This is a genomic window from Ruegeria sp. CDSB086 (assembly GCF_059611065.1).
On the sequence record NZ_JBXWOV010000003.1, the window covers coordinates 12058 to 33592 of the forward strand.

The 21535-nt window shown below is 58.6% G+C and carries 18 protein-coding genes; 11 read left to right on the forward strand and 7 right to left on the reverse strand.

Going from position 1 to position 21535, the window contains the following annotated elements:
* Positions 1-83 precede the first annotated feature (83 nt).
* The 3 genes from AC2FIO_RS06860 to AC2FIO_RS06870 form a co-directional block, all read right to left on the reverse strand.
* On the reverse strand, positions 84-1553 hold the full coding sequence (locus AC2FIO_RS06860; RefSeq protein WP_496696543.1) for a carboxypeptidase M32: 1470 nt from the start codon (positions 1551-1553) through the stop codon (positions 84-86).
* Between the two features lie 5 nt (positions 1554-1558).
* Positions 1559-2704 carry a heme A synthase gene (gene ctaA / locus AC2FIO_RS06865; protein WP_058271772.1) on the reverse strand — a complete coding sequence of 382 codons (1146 nt, stop codon included), beginning with the start codon at positions 2702-2704 and terminating at the stop codon, positions 1559-1561.
* Positions 2705-2766: 62 nt separating this feature from the next.
* Positions 2767-3510 (reverse strand): RNA methyltransferase, encoded by a 744-nt coding sequence (locus AC2FIO_RS06870; protein ID WP_113790160.1) that lies wholly within the window; start codon positions 3508-3510, stop codon positions 2767-2769.
* Between the two features lie 153 nt (positions 3511-3663).
* Here AC2FIO_RS06870 and AC2FIO_RS06875 point away from each other — a divergent pair, with 153 nt between their 5' ends.
* The 4 genes from AC2FIO_RS06875 (at position 3664) to AC2FIO_RS06890 (ending at position 6888) form a co-directional block, all read left to right on the forward strand.
* Positions 3664-4284 (forward strand): thiamine phosphate synthase, encoded by a 621-nt coding sequence (locus tag AC2FIO_RS06875; protein ID WP_496696545.1) that lies wholly within the window; start codon positions 3664-3666, stop codon positions 4282-4284.
* A 54-nt stretch (positions 4285-4338) separates the two neighbouring features.
* The gene (locus tag AC2FIO_RS06880) at positions 4339-5232 is read left to right on the forward strand and encodes a PfkB family carbohydrate kinase (RefSeq protein WP_058271774.1); all 894 of its coding nucleotides are present in this window, start codon (positions 4339-4341) and stop codon (positions 5230-5232) included.
* Positions 5229-6143, forward strand: coding sequence for a pseudouridine-5'-phosphate glycosidase (locus AC2FIO_RS06885; RefSeq protein WP_496696546.1), 915 nt, complete (start codon positions 5229-5231; stop codon positions 6141-6143). Before AC2FIO_RS06880 ends, AC2FIO_RS06885 begins: the two co-directional genes overlap by 4 nt.
* Before the next feature lie 67 nt (positions 6144-6210).
* The gene (locus AC2FIO_RS06890; protein WP_113790156.1) at positions 6211-6888 is read left to right on the forward strand and encodes a DUF502 domain-containing protein; all 678 of its coding nucleotides are present in this window, start codon (positions 6211-6213) and stop codon (positions 6886-6888) included.
* Here AC2FIO_RS06890 and AC2FIO_RS06895 read toward each other — a convergent pair whose 3' ends face one another.
* Both AC2FIO_RS06895 and AC2FIO_RS06900 read right to left on the reverse strand, forming a co-directional pair.
* Entirely contained in the window at positions 6889-7914 is a 1026-nt protein-coding gene (locus tag AC2FIO_RS06895; protein WP_496696547.1) for a patatin-like phospholipase family protein, read from the reverse strand.
* Between the two features lie 64 nt (positions 7915-7978).
* On the reverse strand, positions 7979-8752 hold the full coding sequence (locus tag AC2FIO_RS06900) for a 3-hydroxybutyrate dehydrogenase (protein ID WP_496696548.1): 774 nt from the start codon (positions 8750-8752) through the stop codon (positions 7979-7981).
* A 293-nt stretch (positions 8753-9045) separates the two neighbouring features.
* On the opposite strand from AC2FIO_RS06900, the gene AC2FIO_RS06905 reads away from it, so the two are divergent.
* Both AC2FIO_RS06905 and AC2FIO_RS06910 read left to right on the forward strand, forming a co-directional pair.
* Entirely contained in the window at positions 9046-10860 is a 1815-nt protein-coding gene (locus tag AC2FIO_RS06905) for an extracellular solute-binding protein (RefSeq protein ID WP_496696549.1), read from the forward strand.
* A gap of 469 nt (positions 10861-11329) precedes the next feature.
* On the forward strand, positions 11330-11566 hold the full coding sequence (locus AC2FIO_RS06910; RefSeq protein WP_058271932.1) for a hypothetical protein: 237 nt from the start codon (positions 11330-11332) through the stop codon (positions 11564-11566).
* Here the strand turns inward: AC2FIO_RS06910 and AC2FIO_RS06915 are convergent.
* Positions 11555-12178, reverse strand: coding sequence for a helix-turn-helix domain-containing protein (locus tag AC2FIO_RS06915; RefSeq protein ID WP_058271780.1), 624 nt, complete (start codon positions 12176-12178; stop codon positions 11555-11557). The genes AC2FIO_RS06910 and AC2FIO_RS06915 overlap by 12 nt on opposite strands.
* A gap of 65 nt (positions 12179-12243) precedes the next feature.
* On the opposite strand from AC2FIO_RS06915, the gene AC2FIO_RS06920 reads away from it, so the two are divergent.
* The 5 genes from AC2FIO_RS06920 to AC2FIO_RS06940 all read left to right on the forward strand — a co-directional run bounded on the left by AC2FIO_RS06920 (position 12244) and on the right by AC2FIO_RS06940 (position 18076).
* Positions 12244-13761, forward strand: a complete 1518-nt coding sequence (locus AC2FIO_RS06920; protein ID WP_496696552.1) for a class I adenylate-forming enzyme family protein — start codon at positions 12244-12246, stop codon at positions 13759-13761.
* A complete protein-coding gene (locus AC2FIO_RS06925) occupies positions 13758-14417 on the forward strand; it encodes a DsbA family oxidoreductase (RefSeq protein ID WP_058271782.1) in 660 nt (219 codons plus the stop codon). The genes AC2FIO_RS06920 and AC2FIO_RS06925 overlap by 4 nt, the downstream gene beginning before the upstream one ends.
* 75 nt (positions 14418-14492) lie before the next feature.
* A complete protein-coding gene (locus AC2FIO_RS06930; RefSeq protein ID WP_496696554.1) occupies positions 14493-15701 on the forward strand; it encodes a multidrug effflux MFS transporter in 1209 nt (402 codons plus the stop codon).
* A 57-nt stretch (positions 15702-15758) separates the two neighbouring features.
* On the forward strand, positions 15759-17423 hold the full coding sequence (locus AC2FIO_RS06935; protein WP_496696556.1) for a tetratricopeptide repeat protein: 1665 nt from the start codon (positions 15759-15761) through the stop codon (positions 17421-17423).
* Positions 17420-18076 (forward strand): SH3 domain-containing protein, encoded by a 657-nt coding sequence (locus tag AC2FIO_RS06940; RefSeq protein ID WP_496696557.1) that lies wholly within the window; start codon positions 17420-17422, stop codon positions 18074-18076. The genes AC2FIO_RS06935 and AC2FIO_RS06940 overlap by 4 nt, the downstream gene beginning before the upstream one ends.
* Here the strand turns inward: AC2FIO_RS06940 and mfd are convergent.
* Complete coding sequence (gene mfd, locus AC2FIO_RS06945; RefSeq protein WP_496696559.1) at positions 18073-21531, reverse strand: transcription-repair coupling factor; 3459 nt, start codon at positions 21529-21531, stop codon at positions 18073-18075. The two genes, AC2FIO_RS06940 and mfd, sit on opposite strands and share 4 nt — an antisense overlap.
* Positions 21532-21535 lie beyond the last annotated feature (4 nt).

Consider the following 21535-nt stretch of genomic DNA (forward strand, 5'->3'; position numbering starts at 1 on the left):
GTAAAACCGTTCGAACCACCCTACCCTCATTCAGGTCAAAACCAATGCACCTACACGGCAACTTGACGAAACGTTTTCTGACCTCAGAGCCCGTATAATTCGCCAAATTTCTGTTCCAGATACCCGAGTAACGGGTCAGGTCCGGGTTCCATACCGCTTGCACGCTGAATGGTCTCGCGTGGAGCGTAAAGCCCACCATGTTGCTGCACATTCTCGTGCAGCCAATCGGTTGCGCCTGACGTGTCACCTGCTGCCAGTTGCGCATCCAGTTCTGGCACAGCGTTCCGCAACGCTTGGTAAAGGCATCCTGCATAGACATTGCCCAGCGAATAGGTTGGGAAATAACCAAACAGACCCACTGACCAGTGCACATCCTGCAGACATCCGTTCGAAGGTTTGTCGACCGCATATCCGAAATCCGCCTTGAAACGGTCGTTCCACGCGGCCTCAAGATCATCCACTTGGAGGTCACCGGCCATCAGCGCGCGTTCCAGATCAAAGCGCAGCATGATGTGGAGGTTGTATTGCACCTCATCCGCCTCGGTGCGGATATAACCGTTGTGAACACTGTTGACCGTTGCATAGAACGTATCCGCGTCGGTGATGCCAAAATCGCCAAACGCGTCTTTCATTTGGCCAAACAACCAACCGGTAAAGGCTCGGGATCGGCCCAGTTGGTTCTCGTAAATCCGGCTTTGGCTTTCATGCACACCCATCGACACACCCCGCCCCAAAGGCGTCAGGGCGTAGGCTGGATCAATCCCTTGTTCATAGGCGGCATGGCCGACCTCGTGAATCGTCGAATAGAAACAATTGAACGGATCGGTTTCACTGGTCCGGGTGGTGATCCGAACATCCGAGCCACTGCCCGAGCTGAACGGGTGAACAGCCTTGTCGATGCGGCCTGTATTCAGGTCATACCCGAAAGTGGTTGCCAGTTTTTCCGACAATTGCATCTGTTTCAGCTCATCGAAACTCCCCGTCAAAGCCTGAGGCGCAGATTTTTCCAGAACAGCGGCGCGCAGTGCTACCAGACGCGGGCGCATCTGGTCAAAGATTTCGGCGATTTGCGATCCGGTTGTGTAAGGCTCATAATCCTCGACCATCGCGTCGTAGATATTGCCACCCTGCGCCAGTGCAGCGCCTTCTTCACGCTTTAGCGCCACGACCTCGCCCAAAACGGGCAAGAAAGCGGCGACATCTTCGTCTGCGCGGGCCTGCGCCCAGGTTCCCTGTGCTGCTGACGTCACGCGCGCAATGGCCGTTGCCAAATCGGCAGGCACCTTGACCGTCCGTTCATAGGACCGGCGGATTTCGCGCAATTGCGCCTGACCGACCTGGTCCTGAGGGTCGGCTTGTTCCAGCCATTCAGCCACACGGGAATCGGATCGGCGCGCGTGCAAAACCGCTTCAATCGCTGCCATTTCCTCGGCCCGCTGCGACGCGGCCCCCCGGGGCATCACCGTTTCCTGATCCCAGCCCAAACGCCCGGCAATTTCGCCAAGAGCTGAGGTTTCGCGCTGAAATGCCGTCAAATCGTCAAATGCACTCATGGAATTCAGGCTCCGCGCAAAGAGGTTGCTATTGGGTAAGCGGTCAGGAACCGCGCCCGCAGGATAAGGGTCCAGACGACGACGGCCATGAACTGGTGGAAGATGGCGATCTGCCACGGGGCTGCGTAGATCACGGTCGCGATCCCAATCACCACCTGCAGCGAAAGCGCTGCGAAGGCCGCGTTGAAGGCAAAGCGAGTTTGCGGATGTGCACTAGTGCTGCCGCGCCGCCAGACGACGATGCCGAAGATGAACAGCAGATAGCCCGCGCAACGGTGGATGAACTGGACCAAACCCGGGCTTTCAAAGAAATTGCGCCACATCGGTTCGAGCATCGTCATGTCAGGCGGCAGAAGCTGACCACCGATCAGCGGCCAATCGGTATAAGACCGCCCGGCGTCGATCCCGGCGACAAGCGCACCAATGAGTATTTGCAAAAAGGCGAAATGCATCAACCCGGTGGATAGCGAGAACAATTTCGCCTCTTTGGCGCGTCGGGCCTGCATCAGGTCACGTTCGTCGCGGCCCAGCTCAAAGATGTACCATGCAAGGAAGCCGAGAATTACAAAAGCCAGCCCCAGATGAATCGCCAGGCGATAGCTGGCCACGGCGATCATCCCCTCGCCCTGTGTCACGCCCGAGGCAACCATCCACCAGCCGACTGCACCCTGAACACCGCCCAAAAGGCCCGGAATCAACAACTTACCGGTCCAGCCGGTTGGTATTTTCCGCGCGATAAGGAAGCCAAAGAAGCCAAGAGCCCAGACCAGTCCAATCACGCGCCCTAGTTGACGATGGCCCCATTCCCACCAGTAGATGGATTTGAAGTCACCCAGCTCCATCCATTGGTTCTGAATGCGCCACTGGTCGATCTGCTTGTATTTGTCGAACTCGGCTTGCCAGTCCGCCTCATTCATCGGCGGGATGGCCCCGGTAATCGGCCGCCACTCGGTGATCGACAACCCGCTGTCGGTCAGGCGGGTCAGCCCGCCCACAGCGATCATGACGACCACCAGCGCAAACAGGATCATCAGCCAGGCGCGAATGGCCTTGCGCGCACCCCCGCGGCCACGATCGATCATACCCGGTTGAACGGCTTGTTGTTTTTCAGTGTCTGAGACGTCTTCGAAGATGCTGCGCTTACCGCTCATGCTGTCCTCTTGTGCCTTGGATTTTGTCGCAAGCTAGGGTGAAGCGGAACATAGGTCCAGCCTCAGCCCTTGTCTTTCCAGCGGACCATCTGCCGCATGACCCCATGCAGCATCTGCACATCCGCCCGCGTCATGCGCATCCGCGACCACAGGTTGCGCAGGTTGGTCTTCATACCCTCGGCCTTTTCGGGCGGATAAAAGAACCCCGCTTCTTCCAGCCGGTCCTCATAATGTTCGACCAGTTTCTCGACCTCGATGCCCGTGGCCCAGTCGCCCTTGCCCAGATCGGTGGCCTCATGCACCACATCGCCGGTTTGGCGCATCCATTCATAGGCGGTCAGAAGCACGCATTGGCCAAGATTCAGCGAAGCGTATTCCGGGTTCACCGGAACCGAGATGATCGCGTTTGCCTTAGCGATGTCTTCGTTTTCGAGCCCTGCGCGTTCCGGGCCAAACAGAACACAGACCTTTTCACCAGCAGCAACCTTTTCGGCAGCCAATTGCATTGCGCGTTCCGGGCTGTAGACCGGCTTTGTCAATCCACGCTGCCGCGCCGTCGTCGCAAAAACAAAAGTGCTGTCGGATAGCGCACCGGCCAGATCGTCATACAGCTGCGCCTCATCCAACAGACGCCCGGCGCCGCTGGACATCGCCACAGCCTTGGGGTTCGGCCATCCGTCCCGAGGTGCTACGATCCGCATCCGATCCAGCCCGAAATTCCACATCGCCCGCGCGGCGGCACCGATGTTTTCACCCATCTGCGGGCGCACAAGCACGAATGAGGGCTGAGATTTATCGCTGGGCATGGCTGTCTCCGAAGGTTCCGCCTGCTCTAATCTGCGCGCACAGGCAGGGCAAGCCATCCGCGCCTTCATTTGGGCCGGAAACCAGCATAAAAGTTTGCTTCCCCGCCGCAATCCGCTAAACCGCGCAAAAGACTGAAAGCGAAGGACGCGCCAATGGACACCCCCGAGCAGCCGCAGATTTACCTGATTACGCCACCGACCATCGAACTGAGCAGCTTTCCCGACCGCTTGGCCAGCGTGCTGGACGGGGCAGAGATCGCCTGTATCCGATTGGCGCTGGCTGGTGGAGATGAAGACACGATCGCCCGCGCGGCGGATGCCTGCCGTGAGGTTGCCCATGCGCGCGATGTGGCGCTGGTGATCTCGAACCATGTTCTGCTGGCGCAGCGGTTGGGGCTGGACGGGGTGCATCTGGATGACGCCGCGCGCTCGGTCCGGTTTGCACGAAAGGAATTGGGCGCGGAAGCCATCGTTGGCAGCTTTTGCGGTGCGTCCAGCCATGACGGCATGTCGGCTGGCGAGGCCGGTGCGGACTATGTCGCCTTTGGACCAGTGGGCGCGTCAACGCTGGGTGATGGCACAATCGCCGAAATGGATCTGTTCCAGTGGTGGTCTGAGACGATCGAAGTTCCGGTCGTTGCCGAGGGTGGCCTGACCCCCGACCTGGTTCGCGATCTGACCCCCTGCACCGATTTTTTTGGTATCGGGGACGAGATCTGGTCACAGGATGACCCTCTGGCCGCGCTGAAGGGTCTGACCGACGCAATGCGCTGATCGGTGCGAGCGTTAACGCTTGCACCTACGCCGGGGCTGCGGCATGACGACGACATGACTCAGAACAGCGACATCCTTTGTATCGGCTCGGTTCTTTGGGACGTGATTGGCCGGTCCGCCAGCGCCATGCGGCAAGGGTCGGACGTGCCGGGGCGGATCACCCGACTACCGGGTGGCGTGGCCATGAATATTGCCATGACACTGGTGCGTTTTGGCATGACCCCCACCCTGCTGACCGCCATCGGGCGCGATCCTGAGGGTGATGAGTTGGCAAATGCGTGTTCCCGACTGGGCATGGTGACGGACCACATTTACCGTTCTCAGGATTTGCCGACCGACCGTTACATGGCGGTCGAAGGGGCCAACGGCTTGATAGCAGCCATCGCTGATGCGCATTCGCTTGAGGCCGCGGGTGCCAAAATCCTGCGTCCATTGATGCACGGGCCTTTAGGGTACGAAAACGAGCCGTTCGAAGGCCCAATCGCGCTGGACGGCAATCTGACACTGAACTTGCTTGAGGAAATCGCCCAAAGCCCCGCCTTTGCCCGCGCCGATCTGCGTGTGGCACCGGCCTCGCCCGGTAAAGCCGAACGCTTGCTGCCGTTCCTGAAACATGCGCGTGCCACGCTGTATGTGAATCTCGAAGAAGCCGGCATCCTGTGCCAGCGCGAATTCAAGGATTCCGAAAGCGCCACCAAAGGCCTGCTGGATCGCGGCGCGCTACGGGTGTTGGTCACCGACGGCGGAAGCTCGGCCACGGTTGGTAATGCGGATGAAATCCTGACCCAAACACCCCCGTCCGTTCTGGTTACCCGCGTAACCGGCGCAGGCGACACATTCATGGCGGCCCACATCGCCTCAGAATCTGGTGGAGCATCCAGCGCCGAGGCCCTGACCCGCGCCCTGAACGCCGCCGCAACTTACGTATCCGGAGAAACCCCACTGTGATCGACATTCAATATTCCGCCGAGGTCCGCGCCGCCAAGGACGCAGGCCAACCCATCGTGGCGCTAGAAAGCACCATCATCACCCACGGGATGCCTTACCCTCAGAACATCGAGGTTGCGGCGCAGGTCGAACAGGACATCCGCGACGCGGGTGCAATTCCGGCAACCATGGCCGTGATCAAAGGCAAACTGCATGTGGGCCTTGAGGCTGATGAGCTGAATGCGTTGGGTCAGGCGCAGGGCGTCGCCAAGCTGTCCCGCGCGGACATGGCCGCCTGCATGGCAACCGGCGGCACCGGAGCGACCACGGTCGCAGCCACGATGATCGCCGCGCATTATGCTGGGATCGAGGTGTTTGCCACCGGTGGCATCGGCGGCGTGCATCAGGGCGCTGAGACAACCTTTGACATCTCAGCCGATCTGCATGAGCTGGCGCAATCCCCGGTTACGGTTGTGGCCGCGGGCGCAAAAGCCATCCTCGATCTGGCAAAAACGCTCGAGGTTCTGGAAACGCTGGGCGTTCCTGTCATCGCCTACGGGCAGGACGAATTCCCGGCCTTCTGGTCGGCCAAATCCCCTTATGCCGCGCCTCTGCGCATGGACAGCGCCGAGGACATCGCCACAGCCCACGCCACACGCCGTGCGCTTGGCTTGCCTGGTGGCCAGCTGGTCGCCAACCCGATCCCGACTGCCGATCAGATCCCGGCCGAAGAACTGGCACCCATCATTGCATCGGCACAGGCCGACGCAGATACGCATCGGATCAGCGGCAAGGGCGTCACGCCTTACCTGCTGCAACGGATTTACGAACAGACCGAGGGGCGTTCGCTGACGGCCAATATTGCCCTGGTTCGTAATAACGCGCGACTGGCGGCCGGAATTGCTCGGGCGCTGTCCGACCGAACCGATTGACATAAGCCTATTGTACCAAGGCACCCAACTGCTTAACTAATTTGGCAGAAAACCGCTCAGGACCGCAATGAACACGCCATTTGACGAAGAACCACAACGCCGCCCGGGCCTGTTTTCGCGACTGCGCGCGTCTTTCCTGACGGGCATCGTCGTGATTGCGCCTGTGTGGCTGACCATTTGGCTGATCTGGTCCGTGGTCGGCTGGATCGACAGTGCGGTACTGCCCATAATTCCACAACGGTTCCAGCCGCAGGAATACGTGGGCATCAACCTGCGCGGTGTCGGCGTTGTCATCTTCCTGATCTTCACTGTTCTGGTCGGATGGATCGCCAAAGGTATTCTAGGCCGGTCCCTGATCCAAATTGCCGAAAGTCTTGTCAGCCGGATGCCCGTTGTCCGGTCTGTCTATTCGGGGATCAAGCAGATCTCGGAAACGGTGTTTGCCCAGACTGAACGGTCGTTCGAAAAAGCCTGCTTGATCCAATACCCGCGCCGCGGCATCTGGGCGATCGGTTTCGTCTCGACCGCGGCAAAAGGCGAAGTCAGCGAGCGGGCGGAAACCGGGGGTGAACTTCTGGGCGTTTTTGTTCCGACCACGCCCAACCCCACCTCGGGCTTCCTATTGTTCTTCCCGGCCGAGGACGTGATCCTGCTGGATATGACCATCGAGGACGCCGCAAAGCTGGTGATTTCTGCAGGCCTTGTTTACCCCAACGAAAAAGACCCGACGCAGCCGCCCGAGTGATCAGCCAAACATCTCGGGCAGGTCGACGGTGCTGCGTGCGCCAAGATCGGCTTTGTGATCGCCGATGAACCGATGCGCCGCGGCGCGCCCGGCTTCCTTCAGCTTGTGCAGGATCACAGGGTTGGGAACCGTCTTGGTCGCCACAGACAAATCATTCATCAATTCGTCATCCGCAATCATGTGGACAAATACGCGGCTCATCTCTCCGGCCGCCAGCTTGCCGTCCGCCAACAGACGCTGAACAAAATTGATCGCCCGCAGCTCGCGAAACAGGGATGAGTTAAAGCTGATCTCGTTGATCCGGTTCTGGATCTGCTGCGGAGTTTTTGGCACCTCATCTCGCTCAAGCGGGTTGATGTTCACGACCACGACGTCTTCAGGCAAATCACTGTTAAACAAGGGATAAAGCGCCGGGTTTCCAGTGTAACCACCATCCCAATATGCCTCGGTCCGGCCCGAGCTGGGGTCAAATATCTCGACGGCCTGAAACAGGCTCGGCAGACAGGCCGAGGCCAAAATGGCATCCGTTGAAATCTCTTCCCCGGTGAACACCCGGATCTTGCCGCTGCGCACACAGGTCGCGCAGACAAACAACTGGGGTCCCTGATCCGTGCAAATCTCATCAAAGTTGAACCGATCCACAACCGGTTCCAGAGGATTGCGGTAAAACGGACCATAGGCATAAGGCGACACCATTCGCGACCAGGCATCACCAATCGAGAATGGCAGTGAATACTCCATCGACTGGGCAATCTGTGCGGGCTCCAGCGCCTGCATCCAGTTGGCAAGGCGCATATCCCCCACCGCACCCATTCGAGCCCATAGCCCGTCCAGACAAGCCCGTGCGCCGTCGCGCCCGTTGTGGACCATTCCGGATTTGAACGCAGCGCCATTCAGCGCCCCGGCCGAGGTCCCTGTGATCGCCGCAACCTCGATATCTTCTTCGTCCAGAATTCGGTCCAGAACGCCCCAGGTGAAGGCACCGTGCGCGCCGCCACCCTGCAAAGCCAGATTGATCCGTTTCACCGTCCTGCCCCTTCATCTTTTCCAAAATACTCCAGGGGTACGGGGGCAGCGCCCCCGTGAAACCTCACAACGCTGTCCAACCGCCATCGACCGAGATCGTGGTCCCGGTGATCTGCGCTGCCGCATCCGAGCACAGGAAGATCGCGGTGCCACCCAATTGCTCGACAGTGGCGAATTCTTTCGAAGGTTGCCGTTCAAGCATCACGTTCTTGATCACGTCCTCACGGCTCATGCCGTATTCCTTCATGGTGCCTGGGATCTGTGCCTCGACCAATGGTGTCAGGACGTATCCCGGGCAGATCGCGTTGCATGTGATTGGCTCCTGCGCGGTTTCCAGCGCCACGGTTTTGGTCATACCAACCACGCCGTGTTTTGCCGCGACATAGGCCGCCTTGAACGGGGATGCCGTCAACCCGTGTGCCGAGGCGATATTCACAATACGTCCCCACCCGGCCTTCCGCATCATTGGCAGCGCGGCGGCCATCGTATGAAAAGTCGAGTTCATGTTGATCGCGATGATCGCATCCCACTTTTCGACCGGAAACTGATCAACCGGCGCGACATACTGAATGCCCGCGTTGTTCACCAGAATATCACAAGCCCCCGCCTTTTCGATCAGCGCGCGGCATTCTTCACCTTTGGACATGTCCGCCTTGATATAGCGTGCACTGGTCCCGGTCTCTTTCGAAATCTCGGCGGCCAGCGCATGATCTTCGTCGCGGTCGGTAAAGGAATTCAGCACCACGTCGGCGCCGGCCTTCGCCAGCTCGCGCGCGACGCCCAATCCGATCCCTGAATTCGAACCGGTGATAATGGCTGTTTTTCCCGAAAGGCTCATAGCCGAACTCCCACAAAATCAACTTTGGCAACACAGTGCCATGCTGCAGCTGCAAAGAAAACGGGGAAACATCCAGGCGGCGCATCCTTTGAAAGACCCGCACAAAAAAAACGCCCGCACGAAGCGGGCGTTAAGTTATTGAGGCAGGTTTCATACAGGCAAGAAACCTATCGAGCAGTGCATCCTTTATAAGCAATTCCGTGCCTTCGTCCAAGCTAAAAGTTTGAAAATAAGAAAAATCATCGCTACGATGAATCCCAACAAAATAAGGCCAGAGCAGGATTGTTTCCAAAATGAGCCCCGATTTTCTACGCCCCGTTCGTCCATTGATCGCGGGAATCACTGCACTTTTGAGCACGTCAATTGCCCATGCAGAATCGACCCATGGCATAGCTATGTATGGTGACCCGGCCTTACCACCGGATTTTGTGTCCCTGCCCTACGCAAATCCGGACGCGCCAAAAGGCGGGAAAGTCGTGTTCGGAAATACGGGCGGCTATAACAGTTTGAACCCGTTCGTGCAAAAAGGCAGCTCGCCTTGGCAATTGCGATTTTGGACCCATGAGGGCCTGATGGGTCGATCCTGGGACGAACCTTTCACTCTTTACGGGCTGTTAGCCGAATCAGTTGAGACAGCGCCGGACCGGTCCTGGGTCGAATTCACCCTGCGTGAGAACGCCGAATTCTCGGATGGTACGCCAGTCACAGTGGATGATGTCATCTGGTCGTATGAGACTTTGGGCACCGAAGGTCATCTGCGTTATCGCGGGCTGTGGAGCAAGATCGACAGCATCGAACAAACCGGTCCCCGCTCGGTGCGCATCACCTTCAACGAGCCCGACCGCGAGCTTGCCCTGATCGCAGGCCTGCGCCCGATCCTGCAGAAAGCCCAGTGGGACGGTAAGGATTTTGCCAATGCCGGATTGCATGACATTCCGGTCGGAACCGGGCCCTACGTCGTCGACAGCTATGAGGCCGGTAGATACGTGAACCTCAAGCGGAACCCGGATTATTGGGGCACTGATATCCCATTCCGTAAAGGCACCATGAATTTGGACGAAATGCGGATCGAGTTCTACGGCGACGGTACTGTTCTATTCGAGGCATTTAAAGCCGGAGAACTGACTGCGGTTCGTGAATTCAATGCCGACAAATGGGCCAATCAATACAATTTCCCGGCCGTCCAGCGCGGCGATGTGGTCAAGACCGAGATCCCGCACGGCAAGCCCTCGGGTATGACCGGTTTTGTCATGAACACCCGCAAAGCGCCGTTTGACGACTGGCGTGTCCGCGAGGCGCTGACGCTGGCATTCAATTTCGAATTCATCAACGACACGATTACCGGCAACGCGCAGCCGCGTATCTCATCCTATTTTTCGGGCTCGGACCTTGCGATGCAACCCGGCCTGGCAAGTGATCGTGTGGAAGAGCTGTTATTGGCGTTCAAGGACGACCTGCCGCCCGGAACGCTTGAAGGCTATACCTTGCCGGAAAGTGACGGATCGGCCCGCAACCGCTCAAACATCCGCGCCGCAACTAAACTGTTGGCTGAGGCGGGCTGGACCATCCAGGATGGCGTGCTGCGGAACGAAAACGGCGATGCCTTTACCCTGACCGTGTTGCTGCAACAGGGCGACACCGAAAGCGAAACGGCAATCGAGATCTACACGCGCGCACTGGAACGTCTTGGCATCGCAGTGAGCACGGAACAAGTCGACAGCGCCCAGTTCACCAGCCGTACATCCGAGCTGGATTTCGACATGACCTATTTCCGTCGTGCGTTGTCCCTGTCACCCGGCAACGAGCAGCGCCTGTATTGGGGCAGCGAAAACGCGGACACTCCAGGCACGCGCAACTTGATGGGGGTGGCTTCACCCGCTGTGGACGGAATGATTGACGCCATGTTGGCATCGGAAAGTCATGAGGATTTCGTCGCTGCAACGCGCGCGCTTGATCGTGTGTTGACCGCCGGGCGCTATGTCATTCCGATTTGGAACTTTGATGTAGGCCGGATCGCCCACGCCAAGGAACTCAAGCAGCCGGAAAACTTGCCGATCTATGGCGATGGGCCCGAGTACATGCCGCAGGTTTGGTGGTACGAAGAGTAACCGGTCACGCGCGGCTCCAAAAGGACGTAGGCGGAAAACGGCACACAGCCATATGGCACCGCATATTGCGGGTCGAATTTCCGCCGCGCCGACATGTTGCAACTGTCCCTACGTTAAGTGTTCCCTAAAAAAACTCACACAAAAAGCTTTACTGAACGGGCTTTGGCGATATAGCTTGTACATATACTGCAGTGCGCTGCACGAATTGATTATTGCTTTGAAATTCAAAACGTAACTCTTCGTCCGGTGCGCAGCACATCGAATCTACGGACCGGCCTCCACTCACTCAAAAATCAGGTCCGTCTGCCCGTTGCGGATAGGCTGCAACGGGCACTTTCGACCCCGCCAAAAATCAATCCGCCACCCGACCCCGGGTGCGACATTTTGTCATGCCCGAACGCCCCCATCACATACGTACGCTAGTTCTTGGGACGAGCGGTTTGAAACCATGAATACGGAAAGCTGTCTAATGTTGAAATGGACCGATCTGACGCAAGACTGGAGTGCAATGTATACCCGCGCCAAACGGCGCTTTCCAAACCTGCGGGATCAGGACATGGTGCGGTTAAGCCAAGACCGCAAATGTTTCGAAGCTTATCTGGCTGAACGCCATCAACTGACCATGAACGAAGCCCACGAAGAGCTTGAGGACTTTTTGTTCACGGAAGGTTTGAACCGGGAATTCAGCCGGTCGTTAAGTAAGTGATGTCACCCACAGGATCATTGCATCTTCGTCGCTGACCGAGATTACATTGTGACCCATGCTCCCGTCGTAATAGGCGCTGTCGCCGCGGCGCATTTCGACTGGTTCATAAAACTCGGTATAAAGGCGCACAACACCCGTCAGGACATACAAGAACTCTTCTCCGTCGTGGCGGACCCAGCCGTCGAACTCATCCATTGACCGCGCGCGGACACGGGCCCGATAGGGCAACATCTGCTTTTTTGTCAGCGTTTCGGCCAGCAGTTCATGTTCATAGGTGGTTGTGGGATGGGCAGACCCTTCGCCCATGCGCGTCACGGCCATCCGACCGATCACCTGGTCCCGCTGTGGCGCCGTAAACAGCTGCGGCACCGAAATCTCAAGACCGGTCGCAAGCTTTTTCAGCGCGTCATAGGTGGGCGACATCTGACCGTTTTCGATCTTGCTGAGCGTTGAACGCGCCAGACCGGCCTGCGTGGCCGCCTGTTCAAGCGTCCATTTCCGCGCTTTCCGCAGCTCGCGCACACGCGCTCCGAGGTCCAATGGTTCAACTTCCGTATGTTCGCCCGAGTCCCGGGCAATGCGGATCAAAGATGTCTGGTCTTGGGTGCTCATGCGTCATTCTATAGGCGCAGCCTGTCGTGCTTGCAACGCAGCAGTGGTCGCGCTAGCCAGTTGCCATGCTTTCTATTTTTGATCAGGGGCCGCCGCCGGCCTGCCCGTCTCCGTTCAATCTGGCAGCGCATGTACTGCGCTGTGCGGACAGGCTTTCGGACAAGACCGCCCTGTCTGTTCTAGGGTCCTCGGATACCGAGCATTGGACGTATAGCGAGTTGCAGCAGGCCATTCTGGGAACTGGCACAGGGTTGTTGAATGCCGGTTTGAAGCCCGGCGATATCGCGTTTATGCGGCTTGGAAACACGGTCGATTTCCCGATTGCCTATCTCGGAGCGATTGCTGTCGGCATCGTCCCGGTCCCAACGTCATCGCAGCTGACCGAGCCGGAAACAGAGCGCATGATCAAGGATCTCAGACCTGCCGCCATTCTGCGTGACCCACAGGTTGCGTGCGCCGCGCACCCGGTTCAGATTGACCTGTCCAATTTGGCCGGAATGCGTGATCTGCCTGCTGCTGAGTTTCAAATGAGTGACCCGGAAAGGATGGCCTATGTCGTCTATACTTCGGGCACATCGGGAAAACCGAGGGCTGTGGCCCACGCCCATCGTGCCATCTGGGCGCGTCAGATGATGGTGGATGGCTGGTACGGGCTGCGTGAAACCGATCGCCTGTGTCACGCAGGCGCGTTCAACTGGACCTATACCTTGGGCACCGGTCTGATGGATCCGTGGACCATTGGCGCAACGGCTCTTATCCCTGCGCCGGGCACCGATCTGGACGCTCTACCTACCCTGCTACGCCATCATCAAGTCACCATCTTTGCTGCAGCACCGGGCGTATTCCGTAAGGTGGTGAGCTCAACAGACGACCTCGACCTGCCGGAATTGCGGCATGGGTTATGCGCCGGAGAAAAACTGTCACGGCATCTGCATGAACAGTGGGCGCAGGCGACCGGCACTGAACTCTACGAAGCTTATGGCATGTCCGAGTGTTCGACTTTCATTTCGTCCAGCCCGGCGCATCCAGCGCGGTCCGATGCATTGGGCCAGCCGCAGCCTGGCCGCCGTGTGGCCATTCTGGGACCTGATGGTCCTGTACCTCAGGGTCAGGAAGGCACCATTGCCGTACACAGGTCCGACCCCGGCCTGATGCTGACCTATCTTAACGCCCCGGACGAGGCCGAATCCCGGATGCAGGACGACTGGTTCCTGACCGGCGATCAAGGGGCCATGGCCGTGGATGGCCAGATCACCTATCTGGGCCGCGATGACGATATGATGAATGCAGGCGGCTATAGGGTGTCACCGGTTGAGGTCGAGGCGGCGCTGTCCCGATATCCCGGCATCGCGCAGGTCGGGGCTGCGGCAGTCGAAGTCAAACAGGACACATTTGTGATAGCAGCCTTCTACACAGGACCGGAAAAGCTGGACGACAACGCCCTGCGCACCTATGTCGAGGCAAATCTGGCGCGCTATAAGCAACCGCGCGCCTTTATCCATCTGCCTGAACTGCCCACCGGCGGGAACGGGAAACTTCTGCGCCGGGCGCTGCCGGCCTATTTCAAGGCGACCAACCCATGACCGAGACCGTCAAGCTTGATATCATGTCCGACCCGATCTGCCCGTGGTGCTATATCGGCAAAACCCATCTGGACAAGGCGCTGGCGGCGATCCCGGACCATCCGTTTGTGATCGAATGGCATCCGTTCCAGTTGAACCCTGACATGCCGGACGCAGGCATGGATCGCCGCGAATATCTCGAACGCAAGTTCGGGGGCAAGGACGGTGCTGTGCGGGCCTATGCACCGGTTGTTGATCATGCCGAGAACGCAGGCCTTAAGATCGACTTCGAAGGTATGAAGCGCACGCCCAACACTCTGGACGCGCACCGCCTGATCCATTGGGCAGGGATTGAAGGCAAACAGAACGCCGTGGTCGATGCACTGTTCGATGCCTATTTCGTACAGGCCCGCGATATCGGCGATCATGAGGTTCTGGCGGATATTGCCGACAATGCGGGCATGGACGCCGCAGTCGTTCTAAAACTGCTGAAATCCGATGCCGATCGCGAGGATATCAGCAACCGTGACAGCCATTCCAGGCAAATGGGCGTCAGCTCTGTCCCGACGTTCATCGTTGCCAATCAACATGCCGTCCCCGGGGCGCAACCCCCTGAAATGTGGGAAAAAGTGATTGCTGAAATCATGTCTCAACTTGAGGCTTCCCCTGCAAATTAGCACAGACCTCTGTGCAATTTGACACCTAGCGTCAACTGATTTGCCGTGATAGCGCGAACAGATCAGGAGGGCGTTATGGCCAATCGCATGTCACGGGGTGAGTTCGTAGCACTTGTCGCAATGATGTTTGCGACAATCGCGTTTTCGATCGATTCCATGTTGCCTGCACTGCCAAATATCGGCGCGCAACTCAGCCCCAACGACGTCAACAAAGCCCAGCTGATCCTGACTTCGTTTGTGTTGGGCATGGGGATTGGCACGTTTTTCACCGGTCCGCTGTCGGACGCCTTTGGCCGCAAACCAGTGATTTACGTCGGATCGGCACTGTATATCATCGCTGCGGCAGCTGCCTGGGCCAGTTCATCACTCGAAATGCTATTGGTCGCCCGTGTCTTCCAGGGGATCGGATGTGCGGCCCCGCGCGTGGTGGCCATGGCAATTATTCGCGACCTGTATTCGGGCCGCGAGATGGCGCGGATTGTATCGATTGCAATGATGATCTTCACCCTGGTACCGGCGATTGCGCCAATGCTTGGTGCCGGCGTGATCGCACTGACCGGATGGCGGGGTATCTTTGCCTCATTCATCCTGTTCTCACTGATCACCATCGTCTGGATGGGCCTGCGCCTTCCGGAACCCTTGTCGGCCGAAAACCGTCGCCCGCTGCGCCTGCCCCTTATACTCGACGCTGCGCGCCAGATGTTCACACATCCAACTGTCCGACTGTCGATCTTGGTTCAGACACTGTGTCTGGGCATGTTGTTCACCATGCTGACGATGGTTCAACCGGTCTACGATGTCATCCACGACAGTGCCGACAGTTTTCCGTTCTGGTTCGGGTTCGTGGCGTTAGTGGCGGGCTCAGCCAGCCTGCTAAACGCGGCACTCGTTATTAAATTGGGCATGCGCCGGATCGTGACATGGGCGTTAGGCGCGCAGGTCCTCTTTACCACAGCCGTCATCGCCCTGAATGCGGCAGACCTTTCGCCCACGCTGTCCTTCGCCGTTTTTGTAAGCTGGCAAACGGCGGTTTTCTTTATGGCAGGCATGACTATGGGCAACCTGAACGCCATCGCGATGGAGCCTATGGGACATATCGCGGGCATGGCAGCCTCGGTGATCGGAGCGATCTCGACCGTGTTTGCTGCCGCGATTGCGGCGCCTATCGGGCAGATGTTCGACGGGTCTATTACCCCGCTGGCCGTCGGCATCCTGGCCATGAGCGCCGCGGGCTTCGGCCTGATGCTGCATATGGGGCGGATCGAAAACAGGCTTCCAGCCTGATCTGTGCAGGAACGGTGAATCAGGCTAACATCTGCTCAATATGAGTGGAGTTTTTCAGTGAGCGACTATTACGATCTTGGCGCATATTCCTGTCCGATAACGACGGCCTCAACAGACGCACAGCTTTGGTTCGACCGGGGGCTGAATTGGACCTACGGCTACAACCACGACGAAGCTGTTGTGTGTTTTCAGCGCGCGCTTGAATTTGACCCTGACTGCGCGATGGCCCACTGGGGCGTGGCTTATGCCGCGGGCCCGAATTACAACCTGCCTTGGAACCTGCTGGATGACCGTGGACGGCGAAAGGCGCTGGCGCTGGCCTATGATGCCACGCAGAAAGCCGTGGCTTTGGCCCAAGGGTGCAGCCCGACGGAACAGGCGCTGATCCGAACCCTACCCGCACGGTATCCACAGCGCGATCCCGACGACAACATGCATAGCTGGGACCACGATTTCGCCGATGCGATGCGGGCGGCCTTTGCTGAGCAGTCGGATCACCTTGATCTGCGGACCATCTATGTCGAGGCGTTGCTCAACCTGACCCCTTGGCAGATGTGGAACTTGAGAACCGGTGAGCCTGCTGAAGGCGCAGCCACGTTGGAGGCGCAAAAAGCCCTGGAAGACGCAATGGCCGACGACCCGGCAGCCATGTCGCACCCGGGCTTGCTGCACCTCTATGTTCATCTGATGGAGATGTCGCCGACACCAGAAAAGGCTCTGAAGGCTGGCGATGTGTTGCGCACATTGGTCCCGGATGCGGGGCATTTGGTGCATATGCCAACCCATATCGATGTGCTGTGCGGGCACTATCAGAGCGTCGTTCACTGGAATGAAAAGGCGACCGAGGCTGACTTGAAGTATTATGAGCGCGAAGGCGCGTTCAACATCTACACAGGCTATCGCCAGCACGACTATCATTTTGCCATCTATGGCGCGCTGTTCCTTGGCCAGATGGAACCCGCGCTGCGCGCTAATCAGGGCATCTGGGACACCACCCCCGAAGAGATGCTCCGAACGGAAAGCCCGCCCATGGCGGATTTCTTCGAAAGCTACATGTCGATGGGGCCGCATATCCTGATCCGGTTTGGCCGGTGGGAAGAAGCAAAGGCCCTGCCCTTGCCCAAGGATCAGGACCTCTACCGTACTGTCACCGCAACCACCCATTACGCACGTGCAATCGCCTATGCGGCCACCGGTCAGGTGGCCGAAGCAGAGGCCGAAGAGCAACTGTTCCTTGCCGCTAAGGATCGGGTTCCGGAAACCCGGCTGCTGCACAACAACCGCGTGATCGACTTGCTGGACATCGCCCGCGAAATGCTGCGCGGAGAGATTGAGTATCGCAAAAGCAACTATGACGCCGCATTCGCCCATCTTAGGCGCTCGGTCGAATTGGACGACACGTTGCCCTACGACGAGCCTTGGGGTTGGATGCAACCCGCGCGCCACGCGCTTGGTGCGTTGTTGTACGAACAGGGCCACGTGCCCGAGGCCGAAGCAGTGTATCGCGAAGATCTAGGGCTTGGCGGCACTCTGAGCCGCGCCTCAATCCACCCCGACAATGTCTGGAGTTTGAAGGGCCTGCATGATTGTCTGAAAGCACGCGGTGAGACAGTTGAGATCAAATTGATCAAACAACGTCTTGATCTGGCGCTTGCCCGCGCTGACCGGGCCGTCGGGGCCTCGTGTTTTTGCGCGCAGGCAGCAATGAAGGCCGCAGAATGACCCGTGCACTGCTATTGTCTTTGTTGATTTGCGGCCCAGCCCTAGCTGACCGCCAGTCTTTTACGCCGGTCGATGAAGCAGACCGCGATCCTACCCTCGTGGCCTTTCGGCAGAGTTTGTTGGCGAGCGTGGCCGCGCGGGATGCCGAGGCCGTGATCGCAGCCGCTTGCCCGGACATCTACCTCAGCCATGGCGGAAATGGCGGGCCCGGGGAATTCCTTGAATACCTCGCCCCGGAAACCAGCGGCTCTCAAGAAGATCAGATCCGCCAAGCCTATTGGAGAGATCTGGAAACCACCCTGTCCCAACCGGGTTATTTCGACGACGAGGGCGAGTTTTGGATGCCACATCAATGGCAGATCACCTTGCCTGCCTCATTGGACCCTTACGTGGCCTACTTTGTGACCGGTGAGGACGTGACCCTTCGGCAAGCTGCCGAGCCGGGCTCCCCAGCGCTGAGCCTCATCAGCTACGAGATCGTCATCGTCCCGAACTATCGCGACGGTGCCGACTATCAACCGGTGATGCTGACCGACGGCACGCGGGGATTCATGCACGGCGACTTTCTCTGGCCCATGACAGGCCACCGCGCCGCATTCGTAAAATCCGACGCGGGCGAATGGCAATTGTGCACTTTCGTCAGCGGAGACTAGGCTTTCGCCTTTTTCTTCTTCGCTGCCATGACCTTTTCCGCCAGATCGCGGGCGATGGCGAATGCGCCTTTGATCTTGTCGCTGTCCTTCTTCCAATCGCGTCTGACGACGATCTTGTTGTCCTTGACCTTGGCCAAACCGCGCTGGTTCTGAATGAACTCGACCAAACCCTCTGGCGAGGCGAACTTGTCGTTGTGGAACTGGATTGTCGCGCCTTTCGGCCCGCCATCCAGCTTGGCGATCCCTGCCCGCTTGCACATCGCCTTGATACGCACGACCAACATCAGGGTGTTCACCTCTTTCGGTAGCGTTCCGAACCGGTCAATCAGTTCTGCGGCAAAACCTTCCAGCTCGACCTTGGTCGAAAGCGATGACAGGCGACGATAAAGCCCCAGACGCACATCCAGATCGGGCACGTAATCTTCGGGGATCAGAACCGGCACGCCCAGATTAATCTGTGGCGCCCATTGGTCGTCAGCTTCCGACAGCCCTTCCATCTCACCGGCTTTGATTTTGGCAATCGCCTCTTCCAGCATCGATTGATACAGCTCATAGCCGACATCGCGCATCTGGCCAGATTGTTCCTCGCCCAGCAAGTTGCCCGCACCACGAATGTCCAGATCCTGCGATGCCAGCGTGAACCCGGCCCCCAGAGTATCCAGCGAGCCCAGAACCCGCAGGCGTTTCTCGGCTGTCGCCGTCAGTTTCTGACGCGGCTTGGTGGTCAGGTACGCATAGGCACGGGTTTTAGACCGCCCTACCCGACCACGGATCTGATAAAGCTGCGCCAGCCCGAACATATCCGCCCGGTGCACGACCATCGTGTTGGCGGTCGGAATATCCAGCCCGCTCTCGACAATCGTCGTAGCCAACAGCACGTCGTATTTTCCGTCATAAAAGGCGTTCATACGATCATCGAGTTCACCCGCCGCCATTTGCCCATGTGCCACCATAAAAGTCAGCTCGGGCAGTTGTTCTTTCAGGAACTCCTCGATCTCTGGCAGGTCGGAGATACGGGGAACAACGTAAAAGCTCTGACCGCCACGATAGTGTTCGCGCAGCAGCGCCTCGCGAATGGTAACCGCGTCGAATTCGCTGACATACGTGCGAATAGCCAGACGGTCGATCGGCGGCGTGCCGATAATCGACAGATCGCGCACGCCGGTCAGTGACAGTTGCAGTGTCCGTGGGATCGGCGTGGCGGTTAGGGTCAGAACATGAATGTCGCTGCGCAGCTGTTTCAGGCGCTCCTTGTGACCGACGCCAAAATGCTGTTCTTCGTCGATGATCAACAGGCCCAGATTGTTGAACCGGATACCCTTGGCCAGCAACGCATGGGTGCCGATCACGATGTCGACGGTCCCGCGCGCCATACCATCACGGGTCTGCTGTGCATCTTTCGCGGACACAAACCGCGACAGCTGCCGCACCTCCAACGGAAAGCCACGGAACCGTTCCTTGAAGCTGGCTGCATGCTGTCGGGCCAGCAAGGTGGTCGGTGCGATCACGGCCACCTGAACACCGGACATCGCGGCGACAAAGGCCGCGCGCATGGCAACCTCGGTTTTGCCAAAGCCCACGTCACCACAGATCAACCGATCCATCGGCGCGCCGGAATGCATGTCCTCCATCACCTCGGAAATCGCGCGCAACTGATCATCGGTTTCCTGATATGGAAAGCGCGCGCTGAACTCCTCCCACGCGTGGGGCGGCGGATCCATGACCGGAGCTTTGCGCAAAGCGCGTTCCGCGGCGATACGGATCAGCTTGTCCGCCATCTCGCGGATGCGTTCTTTCAGCTTGGCTTTCTTAGCCTGCCAAGCGCCGCCACCCAAGCGGTCCAGCAGACCTTCGTCATGACCGTATTTCGACAGCAGCTCGATGTTCTCAACCGGCAGATACAGCTTGGACTGTTCGGCATATTCCAGCAGCAGGCATTCATGCGCAGCACCGGCCGCCGTGACCACTTCCATCCCTATGTATCGCCCGATCCCGTGGTCGACATGCACCACCAGATCGCCCGGGCTAAGCGATTGGGTTTCGGTCAGGAAATTCTCGGCCTTGCGCCGCTTCTTGGGCTGGCGGATGAGGCGGTCACCCAGCACGTCCTGTTCGGCGATCACGGTCAGACCGGGCGTTTCAAACCCGTGCTCAAGCGCCCAGACAGCCAGATGCAATCCGCGTTTGCCAATCCGGGTGCCATTGGTGACAGGGACGGCTTCGGCCAGGCCTTCATCTTCGATCAACCCCGTCAGGCGCTCTCGTGCCCCTTCAGAATAAGACGCAATCAAGACGGGCCCCTTGGCCATCTTGTCGGTGATATGGCTTGCCAAAGCACCAAACAGGCTGATGTTTTCCTGCTGCCGCTCTGGTGCGAAATTGCGGCCGATCCGCCCGCCTGCATCGATCACACCGGGACCGCTGGCCTGAGGCAGCGGGCTGAACTGCATCACCCGCCGGTCCCCGACCGCCTGCTCCCACGCGGCATCGTCCAGATAGAGCAATCCGGGAGGTGTAGGCTTATACACCGTATCCATGCGCGAACGGTTTTCCAGCGCCAGACGCCGCGTTTCATACTGATCGGCTATTGTATCCCAGCGGGCAAGCCGCGTGGGTGTCACCTGATCATCCACAGTGATCGTCGCATCCGGCAGATAATCAAACAGGGTTTCCAGCTTTTCGTGGAAGAACGGTAGCCAGTGTTCGATGCCCTGATGCTTGCGGCCCGCGCTGATCGCCTCATACAGCGGATCATCGGTGCCCGCCGCGCCAAATTCGATGCGATAGTTTTGGCGGAACCGCGTGATGGCGGCGTCATCCAGAATGACCTCGGAAACCGGGGCCAATTCGACAACATCCAGCTTTTCGGTCGTGCGTTGCGAAACCGGATCGAACCGGCGCGCGCCGTCCAACACGTCTCCGAACAGATCCAGACGTACGGGACCGGATTCGCCCGGGGGAAAAATGTCGATGATACCGCCGCGAACGGCATAGTCGCCCGGCTCCATCACTGTCGGACTTTGCGTGAACCCCATGCGTACAAGGAAGTTCCGCAACGCCGTTTCGTCGACGCGATGGTTCACGCGGGCGGTAAAAGCAGCCTCGCGCAGTACATCCCGCGCAGGCACGCGCTGGGTCGCGGCGTTCAGGGTGGTCAGCAGGACAAACCGATCCGGCATCTGATGCACCAGTGCCGCCAAAGTCGCCACACGCGCCGCTGCTATGTCGGCGTTGGGCGACACCCGGTCATATGGCAGACAATCCCACCCCGGAAACACAAAGACCGGCATATCGGGGGCGAAGAAAGCCAGTGCGGCCCGCATCGCCTCCATCCGTTTATCGTCACGCGCAACGTGGCAGACCGGCCCGCCAACGCGCGTGATCTCATTCAGAACAAGCTGTGCGTCAAACCCTTCGGGAGCGCCGCCAACCGTCACATGGTTCGGAGCTGTCATCGCC

Excerpts from the sequence above, each read along its gene's own strand:
- AC2FIO_RS06875 (WP_496696545.1), top strand. The coding sequence starts at position 3,664 with ATGGACACCCCCGAGCAGCCGCAGATTTACCTGATTACGCCACCGACC.
- AC2FIO_RS06925 (WP_058271782.1), top strand. The coding sequence starts at position 13,758 with ATGACCGAGACCGTCAAGCTTGATATCATGTCCGACCCGATCTGCCCG.
- AC2FIO_RS06880 (WP_058271774.1), top strand. The coding sequence starts at position 4,339 with ATGACTCAGAACAGCGACATCCTTTGTATCGGCTCGGTTCTTTGGGAC.
- AC2FIO_RS06940 (WP_496696557.1), top strand. The coding sequence starts at position 17,420 with ATGACCCGTGCACTGCTATTGTCTTTGTTGATTTGCGGCCCAGCCCTA.
- AC2FIO_RS06910 (WP_058271932.1), top strand. The coding sequence starts at position 11,330 with ATGTTGAAATGGACCGATCTGACGCAAGACTGGAGTGCAATGTATACC.
- mfd (WP_496696559.1), bottom strand. The coding sequence starts at position 21,531 with ATGACAGCTCCGAACCATGTGACGGTTGGCGGCGCTCCCGAAGGGTTT.
- ctaA (WP_058271772.1), bottom strand. The coding sequence starts at position 2,704 with ATGAGCGGTAAGCGCAGCATCTTCGAAGACGTCTCAGACACTGAAAAA.
- AC2FIO_RS06905 (WP_496696549.1), top strand. The coding sequence starts at position 9,046 with ATGAGCCCCGATTTTCTACGCCCCGTTCGTCCATTGATCGCGGGAATC.
- AC2FIO_RS06860 (WP_496696543.1), bottom strand. The coding sequence starts at position 1,553 with ATGAGTGCATTTGACGATTTGACGGCATTTCAGCGCGAAACCTCAGCT.
- AC2FIO_RS06870 (WP_113790160.1), bottom strand. The coding sequence starts at position 3,510 with ATGCCCAGCGATAAATCTCAGCCCTCATTCGTGCTTGTGCGCCCGCAG.
- AC2FIO_RS06920 (WP_496696552.1), top strand. The coding sequence starts at position 12,244 with ATGCTTTCTATTTTTGATCAGGGGCCGCCGCCGGCCTGCCCGTCTCCG.
- AC2FIO_RS06915 (WP_058271780.1), bottom strand. The coding sequence starts at position 12,178 with ATGAGCACCCAAGACCAGACATCTTTGATCCGCATTGCCCGGGACTCG.
- AC2FIO_RS06930 (WP_496696554.1), top strand. The coding sequence starts at position 14,493 with ATGGCCAATCGCATGTCACGGGGTGAGTTCGTAGCACTTGTCGCAATG.
- AC2FIO_RS06900 (WP_496696548.1), bottom strand. The coding sequence starts at position 8,752 with ATGAGCCTTTCGGGAAAAACAGCCATTATCACCGGTTCGAATTCAGGG.
- AC2FIO_RS06890 (WP_113790156.1), top strand. The coding sequence starts at position 6,211 with ATGAACACGCCATTTGACGAAGAACCACAACGCCGCCCGGGCCTGTTT.